The organism is Leptolyngbya sp. AN10, from assembly GCF_050565645.1.
In the GTDB taxonomy this organism is placed as follows: Bacteria; Cyanobacteriota; Cyanobacteriia; order Leptolyngbyales; family Leptolyngbyaceae; genus Leptolyngbya.
Map to the genome: position 1 here is coordinate 124,889 of NZ_JBNXVP010000009.1, position 19,580 is coordinate 144,468.

Below are 19,580 nucleotides of genomic sequence, written 5' to 3' on the forward strand. Positions count from 1 at the left end.
TCTAGATTCCTTTGTCTCTTGCTATATCTAGAAATTGTGGACGACATTGCGACAAGATTTCATGCAAATTTACGACATTACCGATTACCGCGATCGCTGGCGCTTTAAAGTCCGCAGCTTCCATCTGAGCGCAAATCGTTTCAAGCGTTCCGATTAGTTCTTCTTGCTCCGGTCGAGTTCCCCAGCGCACCATTGCGATCGGCGTTTCTAAGCTCATTCCTGCTTGGTGCAGTTGTTCAATAATGTGCGGCAGATGATGAACGCCCATGTAAATGACGATCGTTTCTGAACCGTGAGCGATCGCGCTCCAATTCACCGCAGGACGATACTTTCCAGCTTCTTCGTGTCCAGTGACGAAGGTGACAGAGGAACTATACGATCGATGAGTTAACGGAATTCCCGCATAGGCTGGAGCCGCAATTCCAGAAGTAATGCCTGGAACCATTTCGACTGAAACACCTGCCGCAACGAGATCGAGCATTTCCTCGCCACCACGTCCGAAAATAAATGGATCGCCACCTTTTAATCGAACCACGATCGCAGCTTCATGAGCCTTATCGATTAATAGCTGATTGATTTCATCTTGTGCCATTGAATGCCGTCCGCGCCGTTTTCCTGCATCGATCTTTTCAGCGATCGGGTTAATCATCGCCAAAATCGGTTCACTGACTAGCGCATCGTAAACGACGACATCTGCACATTCGAGCAATGCTTTTCCTTTCAGAGTCATGAGACCTGGATCGCCCGGTCCCGCGCCGACTAAATAAACCTTACCAGCAGCTTCTGTTGTATTGACCATGAGGCGAGTGTAGGGAAAACGGGTGAGAATTGAGTATCTCACGGTAATCAGTCTGAAAAATTCAATTTGTTACTTTTGCTACATGACATCTGAAAAGATCTTAAAAATTGTCACGCTTTATTAGAGAATATGCGGTTATTTGCTCGATCGCGTTAGCAATTCGGCTGAAGTTTGCACCGCGATAAAGTCAATAATCAATCGCACCAGATCTTCGCAGAAGTCAAACGGAGTTAACCATTGCAGCGTCAGATCGGGATGTTGTTCGGATAAGGCTTGGATGGATTGAGCGATCGCATCTGTAATTCCGCCTGAGAAGAGAAAGTACGGCAAGATTGCGATTTCCTGACATCCTCGCTGTTTCAATTCTAGAATGCGCGTTTCTAATTTTGGCTCGACTGACCAATAAGCAGAAACGGCATCGATCGCGGTTGCCATTTGATCAATTGGAGTATTTCCGCCTGCACGACGACTGCCATGAGACATCAGAATTCGAGCATCTGCGGGAATTTGAGCAATTCTTGAAGCGAGAACTTCCACCATTCCAGAGTGGCTTCCGAGATGTGGAAGAAGTTCGAGTTTTGGACTGATGCGAGATTTTGCGATCGCAATTTGCTCCGGAATATCCTCTTTGACATGAACTCCGGGCAACAGAAACAGCGGCACAATTTTGATTTCTGAAAGGGTCGGATGCTGGCGGCTGAACTCTTCGATTTGTTCATGCAATTCAGTCGGGGCGCATTCTAAAACAGCGGCTCCAACGGGAACAGATAAACGCTGCTCAATGCGATCGCGTAATTGATCGATCGCGATCTGGGGACGAATATCTCGACTGCCATGCGTGACGAGGAGGTAAGCAGACTGCAAGATTCAAACCTCTAAATAAATTGTGAAGTTACGTAACATTCTAGCGGTTTGAGGTAATTTTGACCAAGTTCACAAAGGTGAAGCGATCGAGACCCAACATGGTACACTGACCGCAATTCAGTCGTTGTTTGGGCATCTATGCGAGGTCAAATGAAACGGGTTGGAACGAACATTGCCATTGGCTTGATTGTAGGATTGGGTCAAATCAGCGTTGTGACCGCACAACAACCCTTACCGCCACCTCCCACCAATGTTCCTCTTGTTCCACCCAGTGCGCCATTGCCCTCGATTCCAGTTGCGCCCGCTCCGAATGTCCCGATCGATTCACCGAATGAACGAGTGTTTACCGCGCCCCAACCCAATCCAGTAGCTCGTCCGGTGAATGGCGGATATCGGGTGATTGTGGATAGTAATAGTCCATTTGTGTTGCAGCAAGTTCGATCGATTCAACCGGATGCGTTTATTCAAAACTTTGGTGGACGCAGGGTGATTCAAGCAGGATTATATGGCGATGAATTCAACGCCCGTCAGCAAGTTTCCCGATTAGCCTCACAAGGAATCAGTGCTCAGATCACAGGTCGATCGCCAGAATTTGGAAATGCCGAACGGGGATTTTATGCGATCGTTCCGGGAAGTCAGCGAGAGGTGCAGGAATATCGCGATCGAGCTATTCGTTTGGGTGTAACTCCTTCGCTGTTACGAATTCGCGATCGTCCTCGTGGATTGCATTTGGCAGTCGGTCCGTTTTCTAATCAACGGGAAGCAGAGCAAGTCGTTCAATATCTGCGGGAGCAAGGGAGTTTAGATGCGCGATTGTTTTACGATCGTTAAATCAGCGTCATTGCCCATCCCAATCCCAGACCGAGCCAAGCGACTACAACCAAAATTCCTAATGTTTGGTTCTGGGTGTATTCTGCGGTCTGCAAATCCAATCGCACTAATGCTTCTGCGGTGAGCACCATAATGATTGGCAAAAAGATTTTGAACCAGTTGAGCAGAATGGAGGCAAATGCAGCAAAGGCAAGCAAACTCATAAATGCAACCGTATCGGAGCGAAACCATTTCGCCAGCATTTTCTCAGAACTGGTCAGCGGGTGCATCAAAATGATTGCGAGTACGACTCCAAGCCCTGCCGCAGATGCGATCGATGTCCAAAGATGAGCGGTAGAAATCACGATTTTGCCGAATGTGGCATACGCAGCGAACAATAAAGCTGAGGATAGCCAGGGAAATCTTTTCATACGACGCGATTTTGGCGAATACACTCAGCGTACCAGTGATAACTCGATTTCGGGATGCGTCGCTGAGTTTTGTAATCTACATAGGTGATGCCAAATCGTCGATCGTATCCCCACGCCCATTCAAAATTATCCATAAAGCTCCAAACAAAATAGCCTTTGATCGGATAGCCTTCTGTAGCAGCTCGATGAACGCCTTGGAGATGCTGACGAAGATAAAGAATACGATCGAGATCCAACACTTCTCCAGACCGTTTTAATTGATCCTGAGCAGCACATCCGTTTTCAGTAATAAAAACGTTTAGATCCGGTCGATTCAAAGTTTCGCTAACGTGACGAATTCCCCAGTACAACGATTCTGGAACCAATTGCAACCACGGCATATTCAACGCTGGATAAGCTTTGGGAAAATCGATCCATTCACATCCCTGCCAATTGTCTGCTGCTCGAATATAAGTTGCAGTGTAAATATTTAGTCCCACAAAATCTAAAGGTTGATGAATGATTTCGAGATCACCTTGTTGAATCTCTGGAGTATCATTTTTCAACTGTTCTAGAAACGCTCGATTATATTCGCCTGTTAATGCTGGATAGATAATTCCACCGTTCTGGCAGTGATACTGAAAGGCTTTTTTAGCAGCTTCAATATTTTCAGGAGATTCGTTAATTGGAACGGTCACACCAAAGTTATCGACTAAGCCGATCGAGGATTGTTTTGAGTTCGATCGAATCGCCTGACACGCTAACCCGTGAGCAAGTAACGCATGATGTGAAGTCTGCCAAACTTCTTTTCTTGAACCGACATACGTTCCGGGAGCGTGTTTTGGCTTCTCTAAAACGTCGTATCCCATGTGCGTAAAGCAGGTGATTTCGTTGAGCGTCATCCAGTTTGTAATGCGATCGCCCAATCGCGAAACAACTGCACTCACATAATCTGCAAAATCTTGCGCCATTTCCCGACTGCGCCAAGACCCGTATCGATCTTCCAATGCTTGCGGACTGTCCCAATGAAACAAGGTTGCCCAAGGTGTAATTCCGTGATCAAGCAAACAATCGACTAATCGACGGTAGAAATCGATTCCCGCTTCATTGACTGCCCCACGCCCATCAGGAATAATTCGACACCAAGAAATGCTGAATCGGTAGTGTTTCACGCCCAATTCTGCCATTAGCTTAATGTCATCTTTGTATCGATCGTAATGTTCGCAAGCAATTTCGCCTGTATCTCCGCCAAGCGTACTTCCTTTTTTCGCACTGAACGTATCCCAAACGCTCGGTTTACGTCCGTCTCGGTTCACCGCGCCTTCAATTTGATATGCAGAAGTCGCAGTGCCCCATTGGAAATCATCTGGAAATTGATAGCTAACCATCTTTGAGAGAAACCAACAGTACAGTTGCCAGAATAATCGTGGGCGATAATACTGCCAACAGTACGTTAAAAGTGGTTTGCTCAATCTCTGCAAAAGGAGCGAGATATTTAATCGCGATCGCAATCAATAAAGACGCTCCCATCACTTTGAAAATCACCGACAGCGTATCAGCGTTCATACTGTTCATAAGCCTCAACAATTCTCTGCACGAGCGGGTGACGCACGACATCAGCTTTGTTCAAGGTACAGAATGCGATCGTATCGATCGATTTCAAAATCTTCTGCGCCATTGCCAATCCTGATTCCTGCTGTGATGGTAAATCTGTTTGTGTTAAATCTCCGGTTACGACCATTTTGGATTTAAACCCAATCCGAGTCAGTAACATTTTCATTTGTGCAGGCGTTGTATTTTGCGCTTCATCAATAATCACAAACGCATTATTCAAAGTTCGTCCGCGCATATAAGCGATCGGTGCAACTTCAATAATTCCACGTTCCATCAATCCGCTAATTTTCTCAGGCTCCACAAATTCGTAAAGCGCATCATAAAGCGGACGCAGATAAGGATCGATCTTCTGCTGCAAGTCTCCCGGCAAGAATCCTAATCTTTCTCCTGCTTCTACTGCGGGTCGAGTCAAAATCAATCGCTCATACTGATTCGATAACAGCGCTTGAATCGCCAAAACTGCCGCGAGATAAGTTTTTCCAGTTCCAGCAGGACCAATACAGAATGTCAAATCATGCGTTCTCACCGATTGAATATATTGCCGTTGCCGAAACGTTTTCGCTCGAACTGCTTCCCCTCGGCGCGTCCGTCCCAGTACATCCTGCTGAATCGTTTCTAATTCGCCTTCTTGCTGCGTATCCAGCGCATGACGGGCGGTTAGAATATCCACACTCGAAATCGCCTGTCCTTTACTCCAAGAAGATTCCAGCGCACCGATCAATCGTTTAATCAACTCAATCTGATTCGGTGTTCCAGTAATCAACAAATCCTGCCCTCGTAGAACGATCGTCGCTCCAGTTTGACGGGCAAGTGTTTTCAAATTATCTTCTCGATCGCCAGAGAGCGCGATCGCGCTCTCAGGACTTGGTAAAGGCAGCGTAAATGTTTCGACCATGCAATACCCAAAGAAGGATTCTATCTCTAGTCTAGGGGTTTCATCTGCGATTGAGTCGAGAAAATCTACAATCAAGATAGTTTCAAGATTAAAAATCCATGAGCCAAACGAAAAGCAGCGTTCGTTGGACAATTCAAGACATCGAAGCCATGCCTGATAACGAATGGATTCGATACGAAATTATTGATGGAGAACTGTTTGTGACGCGATCGCCCCACTGCCAACATCAAAAAGTTACCGGAAGAATCTTCGCCGTTCTTGATGACTGGTCAACCGAATCTGAACTTGGTGAAGCGTTCGTCATGCCGGGTTTGATTTTTTCAGATGCCGACAATGTTTCTCCAGATGTTGTGTGGGTGAGTCGCGATCGCTATGCTCAAATCGTCGATGAAGCGGGACATTTCCAGGGCGCACCGGAATTAGTCGTCGAAGTCCTCTCACCTGGAAAAGCCAACGAAGATCGCGATCGTTCTGCCAAACTCAAACTCTATTCAACTCAAGGCGTACAAGAATATTGGATTGTCGATCGCACCGCTCAACGCCTCGAAATTTACCGCCGCGAAAACGCTCAACTCATTCTCGTTGCAACACTCTTACCCGGAGATACGATGACTTCTCCGCTCTTGCCTGAGTTTTCCTGTCAGGTCGATCGATTGTTTCGTTAAAAAAAGCACCCCACACAGAGATGCTTTCAAAACACTAATTTTTCATCGGTCGTCTGGGAGCATCTGGACGCGGTGAAGACCGAGGCGGACGGGGTGGACGATCATCGTCGTTCTCCCGATGCTGTCCACCGTTCTCCCGATGCTGTCCACTGCCATAAATATCCAAACTTACCGTTTGTCCGGCTGATGCCGCCACTCCCTCGATCGCGCTGCGAATTGCCTGAACATTTCGACCGCCGCGCCCAAAGACGCGCCCTTTATCTGTCCCTTCAAACGCCAGTCGCACCCAAATGCGCGATCCATTGACTAACACTTCGCAATCGACCCGCAGTGCATCAGGCGTTTCTAAAAAGGGTTGAACGAGAAACCGGATCAGTCCGGCATAATCAGGAGTTGCAGATTTCACAAGCTTTAGACGGATTCAGATTTCAATTGCTCAAGCACGTTGTTCTTGAAGAGAATATCACGAACGGTATCGGTTGGCTGTGCGCCTCTCTTTAACCAATCGAGAATGACAGGCACATCTAACCGGACTTCATCCGATCGCGGATTATAAAATCCGACTTCTGCCAACGGACGACCATCGCGGCGGGTGGTGCTTTGAGCGACCACAATCCGATAACTAGCTTCGCGTTTTTTACCGAAGCGCTTTAATCTCAATTTGAGCATAACTAAAACCGAGGACTCCTTATTAGTAGTTACAAAGTGATATGGCGGAATTTGCCATACTTCCCGGAATAGTTATGGTAACATGGGCGCGGCAATCTGAGCAGAACTCTATTTGTACGAGGATTGTGAGGCTTGGTGCTCAAACGTATCGGGCATTTGTTGAACGATTTCCATTGTCACGGCTGTGATTGGAAGTAGGGCAATTTTAGCGATCGTACTCAGTTTCATCGGAATTTCTCCATAGGGTAAGAACTGGCTTGAACATCAGCGTTTCACAAATCAGTGAGGTGAGGATGTTCACAGGTGTTCCTTACGATCGTGATACTGACCAGATGTTAAGCTGACACTAAGCAAAGCATGATTTTTAATTGCAATGGTGAGTAAAGACTCGATTCTCCAAAACTTAGAACAACTTCCAAGTGATCGTTGGGAAGAGGTTCTAGATTTTATTCAGTTTCTACAACACAAGGAAGCTGCTTTGGAAGCACTTGAAGATGCGGAAGATATTGAAGATGCGGAAGCCGCGCTTGCTGAAGGAGGCTTCATTCCTCTTTCTGAGGTCAAGCGAGAGTTGGGATTGAAATAAATGAGTTATGAAGTCGGCTTTAGCTCAACGGCATTACGTCAGTTCCGTAAACTTCGCGAAGAGGTTCAAATTGCAATCACCGAGCAAGTAGAAACTTTAGCTGACAATCTGCGCCCTGAAGGGTGCAAGAAGCTAAAAGGTGACAAGGACTTGTACAGAATTCGAGTCTTGAAAAACTATCGAGTTGTTTATCAGATTCAAGATAAACAACTCATTATCACGGTCATCAAAGTCGGGCATCGACGTGATATCTATCGCTAAACATCACGTCATCGACACGCTACAAATTACCAAAGCCCTTTTTCTTCTTATCTTTGCCGCCTTTCTTCTTCTTACCGCCGCCTTGATAGCCTCTAAATCCCGGTTGTGGGGGACGCATTCCGCCGCCTATACCGCCACCGAATGGATTGCCGCCACCAAACGGATTGGGAAGTCCGCCCATTGGCATTCCGCCACCCATTCCAGGGAAGCCCATTTGACCAGAACCCATTTGCTGCATCAGCGATCGCATTCTCTGGAAGTTGCTCACCAGTTCGCCGACTTCCTTATCCGAGTGTCCCGAACCTCTAGCAATCCGCTTGCGACGACTGGGAGAATTTGCCAACAAATCAGGATTCTTACGCTCTTCAACCGTCATCGAACCGATCATTGCTTCGGCTTTTTTCAGTTGTTCTTCACCTTTTTGAAGCTGTTCTTCGTTGACCATTTTGCCCATACCCGGAATCAGCTTCATGACTCCGCCAAGCGATCCCATATTTTTGAGCAGGCGAGTTTGTTTGAGGAAGTCAGTAAAGTCGAATTGTGCAGTGAGAATCTTCTCCTGCATTTTTTCGGCTTCTGCCATGTCTACTTCTTCGCGGGCTTTTTCAACCAGCGTCAGGACATCGCCCATACCGAGAATTCGCGATGCCATGCGATCGGGATAAAACGGCTGTAACGCATCGACTTTTTCCCCGATCCCGATGAATTTGATCGGCTGTCCAGAAATCCGACGAACGGAAAGTGCTGCACCCCCACGAGTGTCACCATCCATTTTGGTCAGAATTGCGCCTGTGACTCCGATTTGCTCATGAAAGGTACGAGTCAAGTTCGCGGCTTCTTGACCTGTCATCGCATCCACGACGAGCAGCGTTTCATGCGGCTGAATCGTGTCCTTGATGCGCTTAAGTTCGCCCATCATCGATTCGTCAATCTGCAAACGTCCGGCAGTATCGACAATTACGACATCAACGCCTTCGGCTCTGGCTCGATCGACCCCTTGACGAGCGATTTCAACCGGATCAGCATCTTTCCCCATGTCGAACACAGGGATATTAATTTGCTTACCGAGGGCGATCAATTGGTCGATCGCAGCAGGTCGATAAACGTCTGTCGCAACTAATAATGCTTTCTTATTTTCTTTCCGCAGATGGAGAGCGAGTTTTGCGGTCGCAGTCGTTTTTCCGGTTCCTTGCAAACCTGCCATTAATACGATCGTCGGAGCCGTGTCTGCTTCAGCCAAGGGAACATTCGCGTCTCCCATGACTTTGACGAGTTCGTTGTAGACAATTTCAATAAATTGCTGATCGGGACGGACTCCGGAGACAACTTCCGCTCCGAGGGCGTTCTGTTCGACTTCTGCGACAAAATCTTTGACGACTTGCAGGTTCACATCGGCTTCAAGCAAAGCACGACGCACTTCCCGTAAGGCATCTTTCACATTCGATTCAGAGATTTTGTCTTGACCGCGAACTTTTTTCCAGGCTTGTTCTAAGCGATCGGCAAGAGCGTCAAACATAAGAGGAACTGATCAGGAAATATCTATTCCAGAGTAGCGTGTTTCTGCCGAACGAATACGCAATCTCACGGGCGGAAATCCCAACCCTAATGACGTGGAGGTAGAAATTTTCTATGGTGGTATCGCAGGGCTTCCTCAAATTAATTCTCTCAAATTCACAGCAAAGCTTCTCTATGCGTTTTATTTCTCGATTGGGAATGGTATCTCTCGCGATGACGGTGCTCATCGGTGCGCCGATCGTCCATTCCGCGCCCGCTGTTTCTCAGACTCAACCTCGATCGACTTCTCGATCGCAAGATCTCGCCCTCCTCTTCAAAGCCGCAGACAAAGCTCTGAACGTTTCTGCGTTTCAGACTGAATCTGTGACTCAGATTAACGGTTCACGGAGTGGAGTTGCTGCAAATATTCAGTTTCGCACTCAGACGATCGTGCAATCTCCGAATCGGTTTCGCTCAGAGGTCAGAGTCGGTAATGAGACAACTCCGAGATTTACGATCGTGTCAGATGGTCAGACGGTTTCGATTTATCGCGCCGACCTCAAGCAGTTCATGACGATGCCTTATGCAGAGTTCGATCGACGGAACGATAATTTCGTGATTGGAATGTCATCCATGCTTTACATGATGATGGCTCCTAGCCTCAAAGAGTTCAACAGTCAGGGTGGATTTGACAATCCTGCTCTACAAGCTCAGTTGAGCGCAATGATTCCACCAGAAGTGAAGAGTACAACTAAGCGGACGGATTTTGGCGACTTAGTGGTTTACAGCTATCCCGATCGACAACGCGGTTTTACCTACGAATTGGCGATTAACCCGATCGATTCCCTCATTAAGCAAATCAGCCTCACAGGTAACGCCAGCGGATTCGATATTGTGATGACTGAGACGATTCAGCGGCGAATTGTAAATCCAAAAGTTGCAGGCAATACGTTCCAATTCACACCGCCCAAAGATGCGAAACGGGTGAACTCGATCAGCCTTTCGCCGTTCTAAATCTCTCACGAAGAAGAGTTCAAGATTAGGGATGACCTGATAGATATTAGGTTTTCATCCCTTTTTTTTATGCGATCGAAAACTCCCTCTGTTACTCCCGAACTTCAAGAAAAGCTGATTCAAATTCACGATCGCTTATGCAAAGAATACGGCTGCCCAATTCCTTATTTTCACAGCCTCGATCCATTGAGCGAATTAGTTTCGGCATTGTTATCACATCGAACAAAAAACGCAGACTCCGATCGCGCATTCAAACAATTAAAGGCAAAATTTCCAACCTGGGAAGCGGTGCGAGACGCTTCGGAAAAAGAGATCGAAAGAGAAATTATCTCTTGCACTTGGGCAGATCAAAAAGCGCTGAGACTCAAACAAATTTTGCAACAGATCACCGAACAGCGAGGCGAATTGTCGATCGATTTCCTATCCGATTTGAGCGTGGAAGAAGCCCGAAACTGGCTCGAATCTTTCCCTGGAATTGGACGAAAAACGAGCGCAGCCGTTCTCGCTTTTAGCAATCTAAGAAGACGTGCTTTACCTGTGGATAGTCACCATCACCGAGTCGCGATTCGATTGGGATTGATTCCCGAAACGACAGCGGTTTCGCCTGCTCACGATTTATTAGAAGCACAGTTACCGCCAGAGTGGACAGCACAGCAAGTCTACGACAATCACGAGGTATTGATGCTTCATGGTCAGCGCTGTTGTTTCTATCGGAATCCAGAGTGCGATCGCTGCGTTCTTCTTTCTTTATGTCCCTACGGTCAGTCCCGCTTACGGTAAAGCTCCGGGCGGATTGCCTTTCTGCAACGAAACGAATACATCATATCGAGAAGTACGATCGCTCGTAATTGCAGCGGTGACACCAATCGATCGAATACCTTCTAACATGGCTCGATTTGCTGCGGGAATCTGGAGCAGCGGAAAATTTTGCAGTTTCAGCACTCGATCCATGTCCACAAAGAAATGACCATTCTTTGCACCAAGTTCGGATTGGGTATTTTTGCGAAATAGTTCATTCTCAGCTAAAGTCGTCGGCGGTTTGGGTAAAAATGAACCCGCAACAGGCGCACCCAGTGAGAGGAACGCGACATCGCCATCAAGCCAACCACGAGTAATATTGACACTTGCGGCAGGTAACGACCAATTCACTACAGATTGCCCTTCGACTTTCGATTCTTCGACCTTGAAAGCGTACTTATTTGCCATCACACCATCAAGTTTTTTCAGGGCTTCTTCTGCGGCTCGTCGATCGTTGGTTTGCACCATGAACACCAGACTCGCTGGCAGATTGGCGGGCGCACCTTGAGGCGCAGGAATCAGAGATAACGAATATTCGCCCTGCATCCAGTTGAGTAAATCTTTTTCTAAATCGAGTCCAACGGTTGTTCTCAGTCCTTGCTTTAGTGCTTCAGGATTCACGAACTGAATCGGGTTCGCAGAAATGCCCTGAGTGTAATCTTGCCAGAATCGCTGTAGATTGCCGCCAGATGCCATCATGAGCGTGTCTCCCGGTAATCGGGTTGGCATCATTTTGGCATTGTTACTCGTATCAAATTTGCGTTGACTATCTGGTTTCAGCCACGAAATACTTTTGAATTGGATTCCTTCATTCGCGAGTGTTGCGGTTGCTGCTAATCCTTGATTTTGTTGGAGTCTTGCCAGATCTTGAGGTGGAATTGGGCGATTAGAGTTTACAGCAGATGTATTTGCAGCGGCGGGAATGTTGACGTAAAGACGGGCGATCGCATTTTCCGATTGAATCTGAGATAGCGCATCTCCAAATCCAGGGGTTTGCGATAAAGACGCGCCACCTTTGACCGTATCGATCGCTCGTTCGATCGCAGTCGGATTATTCGCGACCAAAACTTGGGTTGTATCTAAAACCGCGATCGAGGCACTTTGAGTCGGTGAGTCTTGATTTTCCCGAATCTTCACGCCTTTGTAATCGCGCTCAGTCCACTTGCCTCCCTTTGTAGCGGGAGACTGTTCTAAAACTTCTTTGGCTTTCAGCGCATCCGCGATCGGCAAAATCATCACCGTCGGCTGAGAATTTGGAGGAATCGCAGCTTGTCCCGGTGGTGGCACATTCACACCCGCTTGAGGCGGCAGAAACGCCATTGTGACTTCTTTACCAATCCAGGGTTGAATATCCCGTTGAAAATCGAGATTGCGACTTTTGAGAAAGCGATCGCGCAATTGTGCCAAGTTTTGATCAAATGCGGCTTGCGATCGAGGTGTGCCAAATTCTCTGAGTTGCTGCCATTTGCCCGGATCAGTCGAAACCGAAACGACCATGAGCGCATCTTGAGGAATGGCGCTTGCCCCGATTGGCATCACGTTTAATTGCTGTTGGCGGGTTAATGCCCAAAATGCGATCGTCCCCCCGGTCACAAGGGCAGCGGCAGCACCCAGCGTCAGAGGTAAAGGCGGTTTTTGTTTCTGAGGTTTCGGTTTGGTCGGGGCGTTCATGGGGGTGACAAGTCGAGGTGTATTGCCGTAGTCACTTTAGCAAAGACTTTGGAATCTGTGACGACTTTTCGATCGACTTTAGTTTCCAGGACTTTCGTGGTTCTTAATTCAGTGCAACGAGCGATCGGTAGAGTGTGTCTCTCTGTTGGTAAGGACGACTCAGAGATGCGATCGCGTTCTGCAAGGTTTCAACTTCCATACAAGTTCCGCCGATCGCGCCTGCCATTGAGGTAATGTGTTCCTCCATCAAGGTTCCACCAATATCATTACAGCCCCAGTTCAAAGCTTCCACGGCTCCAGAGAGTCCTAACTTGACCCAACTCGGCTGATGATTCGGAATCCAGTTGCCTAAGTAGATTCGAGCAACCGCAGTGAGTAACAATGAATCTTCTAGAACAGGCTGATCTCGTCCGACTCTACGCCGCAAAGGTTTCGGAGCTTCTTGACCGACAAAGGGCAGCAAAATAAACTCTGTGATTCCGGTATGTCCCGATTGTTTAGCGGATTGTTGTATCGATCGTAGTTTCTCGAAATGCTGGATTTGCTGTTCCGGTGTTTCAATGTGTCCGGACATCATTGTGCTCGTGGTTGGCACACCTTGTTCATGAACAGTCCGAACAATCTCGATCCAAGTGTCACTATCAATCTTTTCCGGGCAGAGCACTCTCCGAACCGAATCGTCTAACACTTCCGCAGCCGTTCCAGGCATCGAATCGACTCCTGAATCTCTCAGTGCTGCGATCACTTCCGCAAACGTTAAATGATCTTCTCGTGCAATAAATTGAACTTCCTGCGGCGAAAAAGCATGAAGGTGCAAGTGCGGAAACTCTGATTTAATCGTTTCTACTAGCTTTTGATAGTACTTCAGCGAACTATCATTGATTTTTGCAGTCGGATTCAATCCACCCTGCATACAGATTTCAGTCGCGCCACGTTTTACTCCATCGGTCGCTTTTTCTAAAATCTGTGTCCAATCCAACCAGTACGCGCCTTCGTCTCCGTCATCTCTGCGGAAGGCACAGAAACTACAATGCTGCTCACAGATATTTGTATAGTTAATGTTGCGATTAACTACATAAGTTACAGTTTCTCCGGCTTGTTCTTGTCGGAGTCGATCGCTAATTTCGCGAATCTTTTCCACTTCATTCGATTTGAGTAACAGGACTCCCTCTTCAGGAGACAAATCGAATCCCGATCGAGCTTTTTCTAAAATGGCATCAATCATCTCGTAGTCCTTCATCCAATGCGCCTAACAATCGTAAAACGCGATCGGCATCGTCCAAATTTCCTACAATTCGACGCACCGGACGCGGATACACCTTTATTAGTGTAGGCGTTGCTGAAATCTGATCGGCTTCTGCTTGCTCCGGATGTTTAAATATATCAATCACTTTCAGCGTATAAGGACTCTCCAGCGATTGTTCTAGTAATGCGTGTAAGTTCTGAAGAATTCGTGCAGTTGCCGCACTATAGCCCGATACAAACAATCGCAGAACATAGCCTTGAGGATAAGGAGAAGCAGGTGCGGCGGATTGTGCAGCGGGAGTCGGCTCGTATCGCATCACTAAATCATGATTTTCCCAAAGCTGCGGAAATTGGTGGCGATAAGTTTCGAGAATCACCGGATCACAGATTTCTTGAGAAGGCGCAATCTGCCAGACTAAATCACCCGATTCAAACACGGTGTTTAACAACGATCGATATCGGTACACAGGCGGATAAGCTTCTGCAAACACACGAACTCGACTCGCTCTGGCATCAAACCATCGATCGAGGGTGGCTGTGTAACAAGGCACAAGAAAATGAGGCGGTTCAGGTAGTTCTAGTACATCTTGCAGCGCAGTACACAAATTCAAATGCCATCGCCCTTTCTTGTCCGGATCAATGCAGTAGATTAAATCTCCTCCCGGTGTAAAAAGAGCGATGCCCTTAAAGAAAGCAGGAATCGATCGATAAGAATGAGGATTCAATGCAAACACTCGATCGAAGAACAGATTGCCCTCAGTGTATCGCTGTTTGTCATAATTCACCATCGAATCAGTTGCGCCTGAGAATTAAAAAACTGTCGCCAAATTCCATACGTCACTAAGAGCGTTACGAGAAGGGTCGAAAACGCCACCATAAACAGAACAACGATTTGAAGCGCGATCGCAGAAATCGGATCGGCTCCTCCTAAAAGCTGACCACTGAGCAGTTCTGGCAAGGTTGCCAATCCGACGATCGACATCGCATTGATCACAGGCAAGACTCCCGAACGAATCGCGTCTTTTCGATATTGAGCGATCGCTTGCTCTGGACTGGCTCCCAAACTCAAATGCGTCTCAATTTCCAACACATTAGAATTGAGCGCACTAAATAACCGCTCTCCTGAAATCGTTGCCGCGTTGATCGCTTGAGAAAGTACGATCGCACCCAACGGAATCAAAAATCTCGGTTCATACCAAGTTTGTGGCTGTACGACGATGATTTGCACATAAGCGACTGTTACGATCGTTGAAATCAAAAACGACCCAATCAACCAAGGCAAAATCGGCAATTTTTGGCTAATCCGATTTCGAGTGACGATCGCGCTAATCAGTAACAAAACTCCCAACACAAACAGAATCAGAAACGGACTTTGAGGCGGTGCAAATACGACTGCCAAAACGTATCCAACGACTGCTAACTGAACGATCGCCCGTCCCGCTGCCAGAATCAAGCTTCCTTCTAATCCAAGGTGTTGCCAAGACGAAATCGCAAACGCCGCCAAAATTAGTCCGATCGCCCAAACTGCCTGAATCGCCAAATTCATTGATTGATTTTCCCCTTGCCTGATATCTTTAGATTCAAGTTTGAGAAACCAAACTGAATCCCTTCCGGTCTAAAGCATAAGACCAATCTTTACAGGTACGTGGTGTTAACCGAGTGAATACAATTCCCCCCTTTGATCTGTCCGAACAATTCAAGCTCATTGGTTCCGAAATTAATCAAGCTGTTTTAGAAGTTTTGGCATCCGGTCGATACATTGGCGGAGCCGCGATCGAGAATTTTGAAACTGCGTTCGCTCAATATATTGGTTCTGAAATTGCGATTGCCTGTAACTCCGGAACCGATGCCCTTTTCCTCGCTCTCCGCGCCCTGAATATCGGTGCAGGAGACGAAGTGATCACCACGCCCTTTACCTTCATCGCCACCGCAGAAACGATCAGTGCAGTCGGCGCAACTCCAGTCTTTATCGATATCGATCCAAAAACGTTCAATCTCGATCTCAATCAAATCGAGTCTGCAATTACTGAGCGAACGAAAGCGATCGTTCCGGTGCATTTATTCGGTCAGCCTGTGGACATGACGCAGTTAATGTCGATCGCGAACGCTCACAATTTATACGTGGTCGAAGATTGCGCTCAATCGACTGGGGCAGAATGGGCAGGAAAACGAGTCGGCAGCATCGGACAAATTGGCTGTTTTAGCTTTTACCCAACAAAGAATTTAGGCGCGTGTGGTGACGGTGGCGCGATCACGACGAACGATCCAAAAATTGCCGCAAAACTGAAAATGCTTCGAGATCACGGACGCTACAGCGGTTACTATCACGAAGAATTAGGGGTCAATAGCCGACTCGATGCAGTTCAAGCAGTCATTCTCCAGATCAAACTGCGCTATCTCGATCGCTGGAATCAACAGCGTACCGAAATTGCCGATCGCTATCATTCTCTTCTTGCCCCGATTCCCGGAATTGTTGCCCCGGAAACGATCAAAGGCGGTCGTAGTGTTTGGAATCAGTACACAATTCGAGTCGAACAAAATCGCGACAAACTGAAGAGCAATCTACAAGCGAAAGGCGTAAACACTGCTATTTATTATCCACTTCCGTTACATTTGCAGCCTGTCTACAAATCGCTTGGATATCAACCGGGACAACTGCCAGAAAGCGATCGAGCCGCAAATCAAGTCCTATCTCTGCCGATGTTCCCCGAACTGTCACACGAGCAGCAGGATCAAGTCGTTTACAGTTTGAAAGATTGTCTGAGTTAGACCCAACTCGATGCTCGATCGCTGAAATCCTTATAAATTCCTGCTTTTGGGAATAAAAGCGGTCGGATTTCCGTCCAAAAAGTTGTAGTTTTATATACTAGAATGAGATGAAACATAAAGAATAGTAATCATCACAGGGCAGTGAGCCAGTCCCGGAACCTCTGACGACTTGATGTTGGAACGACAATGCTATCGCTGCGGGTGATTGCGATTCATCAACGATCGAGAAAGAGGCAGATAATACCGTGGCTCGAACTCCGCTTTTCCAACTGAAACGTTACGACTCGAATGCGATCGCAAGTCATTACCGTTTACGCCCGTGGCGAGTAATCTGGCGTGCGCTCCGAGTGACTTTGCTGTTCGTCGGCTTTATTTTGGGTCTGAAATGGGACGATTGGCAAGGAGTCGCAGAGCGCAACAAACTCAAACGCGCTACCCAACTCCGTCAAATTCTGACTAAACTGGGTCCCACTTTCATCAAAGTCGGTCAAGCGCTTTCGACTCGTCCTGACTTAATCCGCCGCGACTTCCTCGACGAACTGACCAAGCTACAAGATCAACTGCCACCGTTCCCCAGTGACCTCGCGTTTCGGATTATGGAACTGGAACTGGATGCCGATGTCGATGAAATCTTTGCTCAAATTACCCCAGCCCCGATCGCGGCTGCTTCTCTCGGTCAGGTCTACCGCGCCAGACTCAAAACAGGTGAAGAAGTTGCGGTTAAAGTCCAACGTCCGAACCTTCTGCCGACTCTAACGCTCGATCTTTACTTAATGCGGTGGGCAGCAGGTTGGCTGGCTCCCTGGCTTCCTCTAAATTTAGGACACGATTTAACGCTAATCGTGGACGAATTCGGTACAAAACTGTTTGAAGAAATCGATTATCTAAACGAAGGACGCAACGCCGAAAAATTCGCTGCAAACTTCCGCAATGATCCTTCAGTGAAAGTGCCCTCAATCTACTGGCGCTACACTTCCCAGCACGTTCTCGTTTTGGAATGGATTGACGGCTACAAATTAACCGATGTCGATCGTGTTCGTGCCGCTGGAGCCGATCCCAACGCAATTATCCGAATCGGTGTCACATCTGGCTTACGCCAGCTTTTAGAATTCGGTTTCTTCCACGCCGACCCGCATCCCGGAAACCTTTTCGCGGTTCCCACTCCTTCCGGTGGTCAAATGGCGTACATCGATTTCGGCATGATGGATCAGCTTGAAGAAGAAGCGAAAGAAACGCTCGTGGATGCGCTCGTTCACTTAATCAACAAAGATTACCTCGATCTCGCTCACGACTTCGTTAAATTGGGCTTTCTCGCACCCGGCACGGACATTTACCCGATCGTCCCTGCCCTCGAAGCCGTTCTCGGTGACATCGTGGGCGAAAGTGTCGGAAACTTCAACTTCAAAACGATTACCGATCGCTTTAGCGAGTTGATGTACGATTACCCGTTCCGAGTCCCCGCAAAATTCGCCCTGATTATTCGATCGCTTGTCACTCAAGAAGGGTTAGCCCTCACCCTCGACCCGAACTTCAAAATCGTCGAAATTGCTTATCCTTACGTCGCTCGACGCTTACTCACTGGGGAATCTCCTCGTCTGCGTCGTCGCTTGATTGATGTTCTTTTTAAAGATGGCAAATTCCAGTGGCATCGTTTGGAAAACATGATTTCGATCGCTCGATCGGATTCCAATTTTGACATTCTTCCGACTGCTCAACTGGGCTTACAGTACTTACTCTCGGATGAAGGACAGTTCCTTCGTCGCCAATTGTTGATTGCGCTGACCGAGGACGATCGCTTACACACCAAAGAAGTTCAACGCCTTTGGGAATTAGTCAAAGACGACATTAAACCCGCTCGACTCTGGACAGCCGCACTGGGCGCATTTGCAGAACTTTCTCCTGCTGCTGCCTTGATCCCAACGGTTTCTTCTTTGACGGGGATCAAGCTAGAACGGTAGGATATGGGGACAAAGGCATTCTTAACCTAAACTATCCATCGTGCAATACTTTTTTCCTCAACCTCCGTATCTGCTGCTCATCGCTGGACTGTTGGCGAGTATTGCCTCCGGACTGGCATTTGAAGCGGTCTTAAAACAATCCGTAAAAGACTGGAACGAAAACAAATCGACCCGCAGCCTCGCAAATATGCGCGGACTCTCACTCTTTACGCCGTTCTTGGGAATGGCAGGTGGCGCATTCTTCTTTCTGGGCGCAGGAGTGGAAATCTTTGGAATTCCGACCGCATTCGCCTATGGTGTTTCATTGCCTCTAACCATTGGAACTGCATGGCTTGTGTGGTGGCAGTTAGGCAAAATCCTGTCCCAAATTGAACAAGGTGGCTCTGCTGCGCTCGATCTCGATTCCTGGGGTTAATTTTCAGAAATATTTCTACTGCCCTGTTGGTTTAATCAAAGCCAGCGGGGTTTTAATTTGGCTAGACTTATAAAGTTTTGTTACGCTGCTTATTTCTTCATTGCTGTAAATCTATCCCAAGATATACTCGTACAAACTTTTGTTGTTACGACACATTGCTGAATCTTTGGGAGAAGAAACGATCCGTGCAAGACACTAATCAATTAGACCTCGAACAAGAATTGAATCGTCTCACCTGTGCCCTGGCAACCCGGAACGCTGAAATTGGTAAAGCCGTCATCGCGAATCTCAGAAGCCGCCTCACGCTTCGAGAAGTTGCAGGAATGGTGATTGTCAGCTTAGAGCGATTAGTTTGGACTGATCAACTTGCCTTTTGTTGGGCGATCGAGCAAGTTATCCCTGGCTACGTCATGCGAGAAATTCGCCGAATTACCTCTGTGACCATCTATCGCCGTCTGATCACCCAAGGCTACGAACCAGGTCAAGATTTCAGCATGGATGGCAAAGGACAAGTCTTACTCAACGAGCAAGCTAAAACCTCGATCTTTGCAGGTTAGTTAATCGAGCGCGATCGTCATTCAAGCAAACAAAGTCCACCAAAGGAACTGAGAGTATTACAGTCCCTTCGGTGGACTTTCTGCTA

At 47.5% G+C, this 19,580-nt stretch carries 23 protein-coding genes; 10 read left to right on the plus strand and 13 right to left on the minus strand.

The window, feature by feature from the left end; all coding sequences use genetic code 11:
• Position 1: 1 nt before the first annotated feature.
• Together cobA and ACQ4M5_RS15030 are read right to left on the minus strand one after the other, a co-directional pair.
• Entirely contained in the window at positions 2–799 is a 798-nt protein-coding gene (gene cobA, locus ACQ4M5_RS15025) for a uroporphyrinogen-III C-methyltransferase (RefSeq protein ID WP_430676448.1), read from the minus strand.
• A 135-nt stretch (positions 800–934) separates the two neighbouring features.
• Entirely contained in the window at positions 935–1,663 is a 729-nt protein-coding gene (locus ACQ4M5_RS15030; protein ID WP_430676449.1) for a sirohydrochlorin chelatase, read from the minus strand.
• A 150-nt stretch (positions 1,664–1,813) separates the two neighbouring features.
• On the opposite strand from ACQ4M5_RS15030, the gene ACQ4M5_RS15035 reads away from it, so the two are divergent.
• Positions 1,814–2,494 (plus strand): SPOR domain-containing protein, encoded by a 681-nt coding sequence (locus tag ACQ4M5_RS15035; protein WP_430676450.1) that lies wholly within the window; start codon positions 1,814–1,816, stop codon positions 2,492–2,494.
• On the opposite strand, the gene ACQ4M5_RS15040 is transcribed toward ACQ4M5_RS15035, so the two are convergent.
• Genes ACQ4M5_RS15040 through ACQ4M5_RS15055 form a run of 4 tightly spaced genes read right to left on the minus strand, consistent with a single transcriptional unit; the run spans position 2,491 to position 5,392 of the window.
• The gene (locus ACQ4M5_RS15040; protein WP_430676451.1) at positions 2,491–2,904 is read right to left on the minus strand and encodes a hypothetical protein; all 414 of its coding nucleotides are present in this window, start codon (positions 2,902–2,904) and stop codon (positions 2,491–2,493) included. The two genes, ACQ4M5_RS15035 and ACQ4M5_RS15040, sit on opposite strands and share 4 nt — an antisense overlap.
• Positions 2,901–4,271, minus strand: coding sequence for a GH1 family beta-glucosidase (locus ACQ4M5_RS15045; RefSeq protein ID WP_430676452.1), 1,371 nt, complete (start codon positions 4,269–4,271; stop codon positions 2,901–2,903). Before ACQ4M5_RS15045 ends, ACQ4M5_RS15040 begins: the two co-directional genes overlap by 4 nt.
• Entirely contained in the window at positions 4,264–4,449 is a 186-nt protein-coding gene (locus tag ACQ4M5_RS15050; RefSeq protein WP_430676453.1) for a hypothetical protein, read from the minus strand. Before ACQ4M5_RS15050 ends, ACQ4M5_RS15045 begins: the two co-directional genes overlap by 8 nt.
• The gene (locus ACQ4M5_RS15055; RefSeq protein WP_430676454.1) at positions 4,439–5,392 is read right to left on the minus strand and encodes a PhoH family protein; all 954 of its coding nucleotides are present in this window, start codon (positions 5,390–5,392) and stop codon (positions 4,439–4,441) included. The genes ACQ4M5_RS15050 and ACQ4M5_RS15055 overlap by 11 nt, the downstream gene beginning before the upstream one ends.
• Before the next feature lie 98 nt (positions 5,393–5,490).
• Between ACQ4M5_RS15055 and ACQ4M5_RS15060 the strand changes: the two genes are divergently transcribed.
• Positions 5,491–6,057: a Uma2 family endonuclease gene (locus ACQ4M5_RS15060; protein WP_430676455.1), complete on the plus strand. Its 567-nt coding sequence runs from the start codon at positions 5,491–5,493 to the stop codon at positions 6,055–6,057.
• A gap of 34 nt (positions 6,058–6,091) precedes the next feature.
• Here ACQ4M5_RS15060 and ACQ4M5_RS15065 read toward each other — a convergent pair whose 3' ends face one another.
• The gene (locus tag ACQ4M5_RS15065) at positions 6,092–6,463 is read right to left on the minus strand and encodes a KH domain-containing protein (protein ID WP_430676456.1); all 372 of its coding nucleotides are present in this window, start codon (positions 6,461–6,463) and stop codon (positions 6,092–6,094) included.
• A 5-nt stretch (positions 6,464–6,468) separates the two neighbouring features.
• Positions 6,469–6,726: a 30S ribosomal protein S16 gene (gene rpsP / locus ACQ4M5_RS15070; RefSeq protein WP_430676457.1), complete on the minus strand. Its 258-nt coding sequence runs from the start codon at positions 6,724–6,726 to the stop codon at positions 6,469–6,471.
• A gap of 373 nt (positions 6,727–7,099) precedes the next feature.
• Here rpsP and ACQ4M5_RS15075 point away from each other — a divergent pair, with 373 nt between their 5' ends.
• Entirely contained in the window at positions 7,100–7,312 is a 213-nt protein-coding gene (locus tag ACQ4M5_RS15075) for a DUF2281 domain-containing protein (protein WP_430676458.1), read from the plus strand.
• Positions 7,313–7,573, plus strand: coding sequence for a type II toxin-antitoxin system RelE family toxin (locus tag ACQ4M5_RS15080; RefSeq protein WP_430676459.1), 261 nt, complete (start codon positions 7,313–7,315; stop codon positions 7,571–7,573). It abuts the gene before it with no gap.
• A gap of 19 nt (positions 7,574–7,592) precedes the next feature.
• Here ACQ4M5_RS15080 and ffh read toward each other — a convergent pair whose 3' ends face one another.
• Positions 7,593–9,089 (minus strand): signal recognition particle protein, encoded by a 1,497-nt coding sequence (gene ffh, locus ACQ4M5_RS15085; RefSeq protein ID WP_430676460.1) that lies wholly within the window; start codon positions 9,087–9,089, stop codon positions 7,593–7,595.
• Between the two features lie 173 nt (positions 9,090–9,262).
• Here ffh and ACQ4M5_RS15090 point away from each other — a divergent pair, with 173 nt between their 5' ends.
• Positions 9,263–10,081, plus strand: coding sequence for a LolA family protein (locus ACQ4M5_RS15090; RefSeq protein WP_430676461.1), 819 nt, complete (start codon positions 9,263–9,265; stop codon positions 10,079–10,081).
• Between the two features lie 69 nt (positions 10,082–10,150).
• Positions 10,151–10,861, plus strand: a complete 711-nt coding sequence (locus tag ACQ4M5_RS15095) for an endonuclease III domain-containing protein (protein WP_430676462.1) — start codon at positions 10,151–10,153, stop codon at positions 10,859–10,861.
• On the opposite strand, the gene ACQ4M5_RS15100 is transcribed toward ACQ4M5_RS15095, so the two are convergent.
• From ACQ4M5_RS15100 to ACQ4M5_RS15115, 4 genes are all read right to left on the minus strand, one after another.
• Entirely contained in the window at positions 10,853–12,550 is a 1,698-nt protein-coding gene (locus tag ACQ4M5_RS15100) for a DUF3352 domain-containing protein (RefSeq protein ID WP_430676463.1), read from the minus strand. The genes ACQ4M5_RS15095 and ACQ4M5_RS15100 overlap by 9 nt on opposite strands.
• A 103-nt stretch (positions 12,551–12,653) precedes the next feature.
• On the minus strand, positions 12,654–13,790 hold the full coding sequence (gene cofH / locus ACQ4M5_RS15105; protein WP_430676464.1) for a 7,8-didemethyl-8-hydroxy-5-deazariboflavin synthase subunit CofH: 1,137 nt from the start codon (positions 13,788–13,790) through the stop codon (positions 12,654–12,656).
• Positions 13,768–14,583 (minus strand): circadian clock KaiB family protein, encoded by an 816-nt coding sequence (locus ACQ4M5_RS15110; protein WP_430676465.1) that lies wholly within the window; start codon positions 14,581–14,583, stop codon positions 13,768–13,770. Before ACQ4M5_RS15110 ends, cofH begins: the two co-directional genes overlap by 23 nt.
• A complete protein-coding gene (locus tag ACQ4M5_RS15115) occupies positions 14,577–15,341 on the minus strand; it encodes an ABC transporter permease (protein WP_430676466.1) in 765 nt (254 codons plus the stop codon). Before ACQ4M5_RS15115 ends, ACQ4M5_RS15110 begins: the two co-directional genes overlap by 7 nt.
• Before the next feature lie 113 nt (positions 15,342–15,454).
• Between ACQ4M5_RS15115 and ACQ4M5_RS15120 the strand changes: the two genes are divergently transcribed.
• The 4 genes from ACQ4M5_RS15120 (at position 15,455) to ACQ4M5_RS15135 (ending at position 19,494) form a co-directional block, all read left to right on the plus strand.
• Entirely contained in the window at positions 15,455–16,564 is a 1,110-nt protein-coding gene (locus ACQ4M5_RS15120) for a DegT/DnrJ/EryC1/StrS family aminotransferase (RefSeq protein WP_430676467.1), read from the plus strand.
• 245 nt (positions 16,565–16,809) lie between these two features.
• Positions 16,810–18,522, plus strand: coding sequence for an ABC1 kinase family protein (locus tag ACQ4M5_RS15125; RefSeq protein WP_430676468.1), 1,713 nt, complete (start codon positions 16,810–16,812; stop codon positions 18,520–18,522).
• Between the two features lie 40 nt (positions 18,523–18,562).
• On the plus strand, positions 18,563–18,937 hold the full coding sequence (locus ACQ4M5_RS15130; RefSeq protein ID WP_430676469.1) for a hypothetical protein: 375 nt from the start codon (positions 18,563–18,565) through the stop codon (positions 18,935–18,937).
• A gap of 185 nt (positions 18,938–19,122) precedes the next feature.
• Complete coding sequence (locus ACQ4M5_RS15135; protein ID WP_430676470.1) at positions 19,123–19,494, plus strand: hypothetical protein; 372 nt, start codon at positions 19,123–19,125, stop codon at positions 19,492–19,494.
• Positions 19,495–19,580: the final 86 nt, after the last annotated feature.

What these genes read in the sequence shown, in the direction of transcription:
- cobA (WP_430676448.1), bottom strand. Translation starts at nt 799, where the DNA reads ATGGTCAATACAACAGAAGCTGCTGGTAAGGTTTATTTAGTCGGCGCG.
- ACQ4M5_RS15035 (WP_430676450.1), top strand. Translation starts at nt 1,814, where the DNA reads ATGAAACGGGTTGGAACGAACATTGCCATTGGCTTGATTGTAGGATTG.
- ACQ4M5_RS15040 (WP_430676451.1), bottom strand. Translation starts at nt 2,904, where the DNA reads ATGAAAAGATTTCCCTGGCTATCCTCAGCTTTATTGTTCGCTGCGTAT.
- ACQ4M5_RS15045 (WP_430676452.1), bottom strand. Translation starts at nt 4,271, where the DNA reads ATGGTTAGCTATCAATTTCCAGATGATTTCCAATGGGGCACTGCGACT.
- ACQ4M5_RS15050 (WP_430676453.1), bottom strand. Translation starts at nt 4,449, where the DNA reads ATGAACGCTGATACGCTGTCGGTGATTTTCAAAGTGATGGGAGCGTCT.
- ACQ4M5_RS15055 (WP_430676454.1), bottom strand. Translation starts at nt 5,392, where the DNA reads ATGGTCGAAACATTTACGCTGCCTTTACCAAGTCCTGAGAGCGCGATC.
- ACQ4M5_RS15060 (WP_430676455.1), top strand. Translation starts at nt 5,491, where the DNA reads ATGAGCCAAACGAAAAGCAGCGTTCGTTGGACAATTCAAGACATCGAA.
- rpsP (WP_430676457.1), bottom strand. Translation starts at nt 6,726, where the DNA reads ATGCTCAAATTGAGATTAAAGCGCTTCGGTAAAAAACGCGAAGCTAGT.
- ACQ4M5_RS15075 (WP_430676458.1), top strand. Translation starts at nt 7,100, where the DNA reads ATGGTGAGTAAAGACTCGATTCTCCAAAACTTAGAACAACTTCCAAGT.
- ACQ4M5_RS15080 (WP_430676459.1), top strand. Translation starts at nt 7,313, where the DNA reads ATGAGTTATGAAGTCGGCTTTAGCTCAACGGCATTACGTCAGTTCCGT.
- ffh (WP_430676460.1), bottom strand. Translation starts at nt 9,089, where the DNA reads ATGTTTGACGCTCTTGCCGATCGCTTAGAACAAGCCTGGAAAAAAGTT.
- ACQ4M5_RS15090 (WP_430676461.1), top strand. Translation starts at nt 9,263, where the DNA reads ATGCGTTTTATTTCTCGATTGGGAATGGTATCTCTCGCGATGACGGTG.
- ACQ4M5_RS15095 (WP_430676462.1), top strand. Translation starts at nt 10,151, where the DNA reads ATGCGATCGAAAACTCCCTCTGTTACTCCCGAACTTCAAGAAAAGCTG.
- ACQ4M5_RS15100 (WP_430676463.1), bottom strand. Translation starts at nt 12,550, where the DNA reads ATGAACGCCCCGACCAAACCGAAACCTCAGAAACAAAAACCGCCTTTA.
- cofH (WP_430676464.1), bottom strand. Translation starts at nt 13,790, where the DNA reads ATGAAGGACTACGAGATGATTGATGCCATTTTAGAAAAAGCTCGATCG.
- ACQ4M5_RS15110 (WP_430676465.1), bottom strand. Translation starts at nt 14,583, where the DNA reads ATGGTGAATTATGACAAACAGCGATACACTGAGGGCAATCTGTTCTTC.
- ACQ4M5_RS15115 (WP_430676466.1), bottom strand. Translation starts at nt 15,341, where the DNA reads ATGAATTTGGCGATTCAGGCAGTTTGGGCGATCGGACTAATTTTGGCG.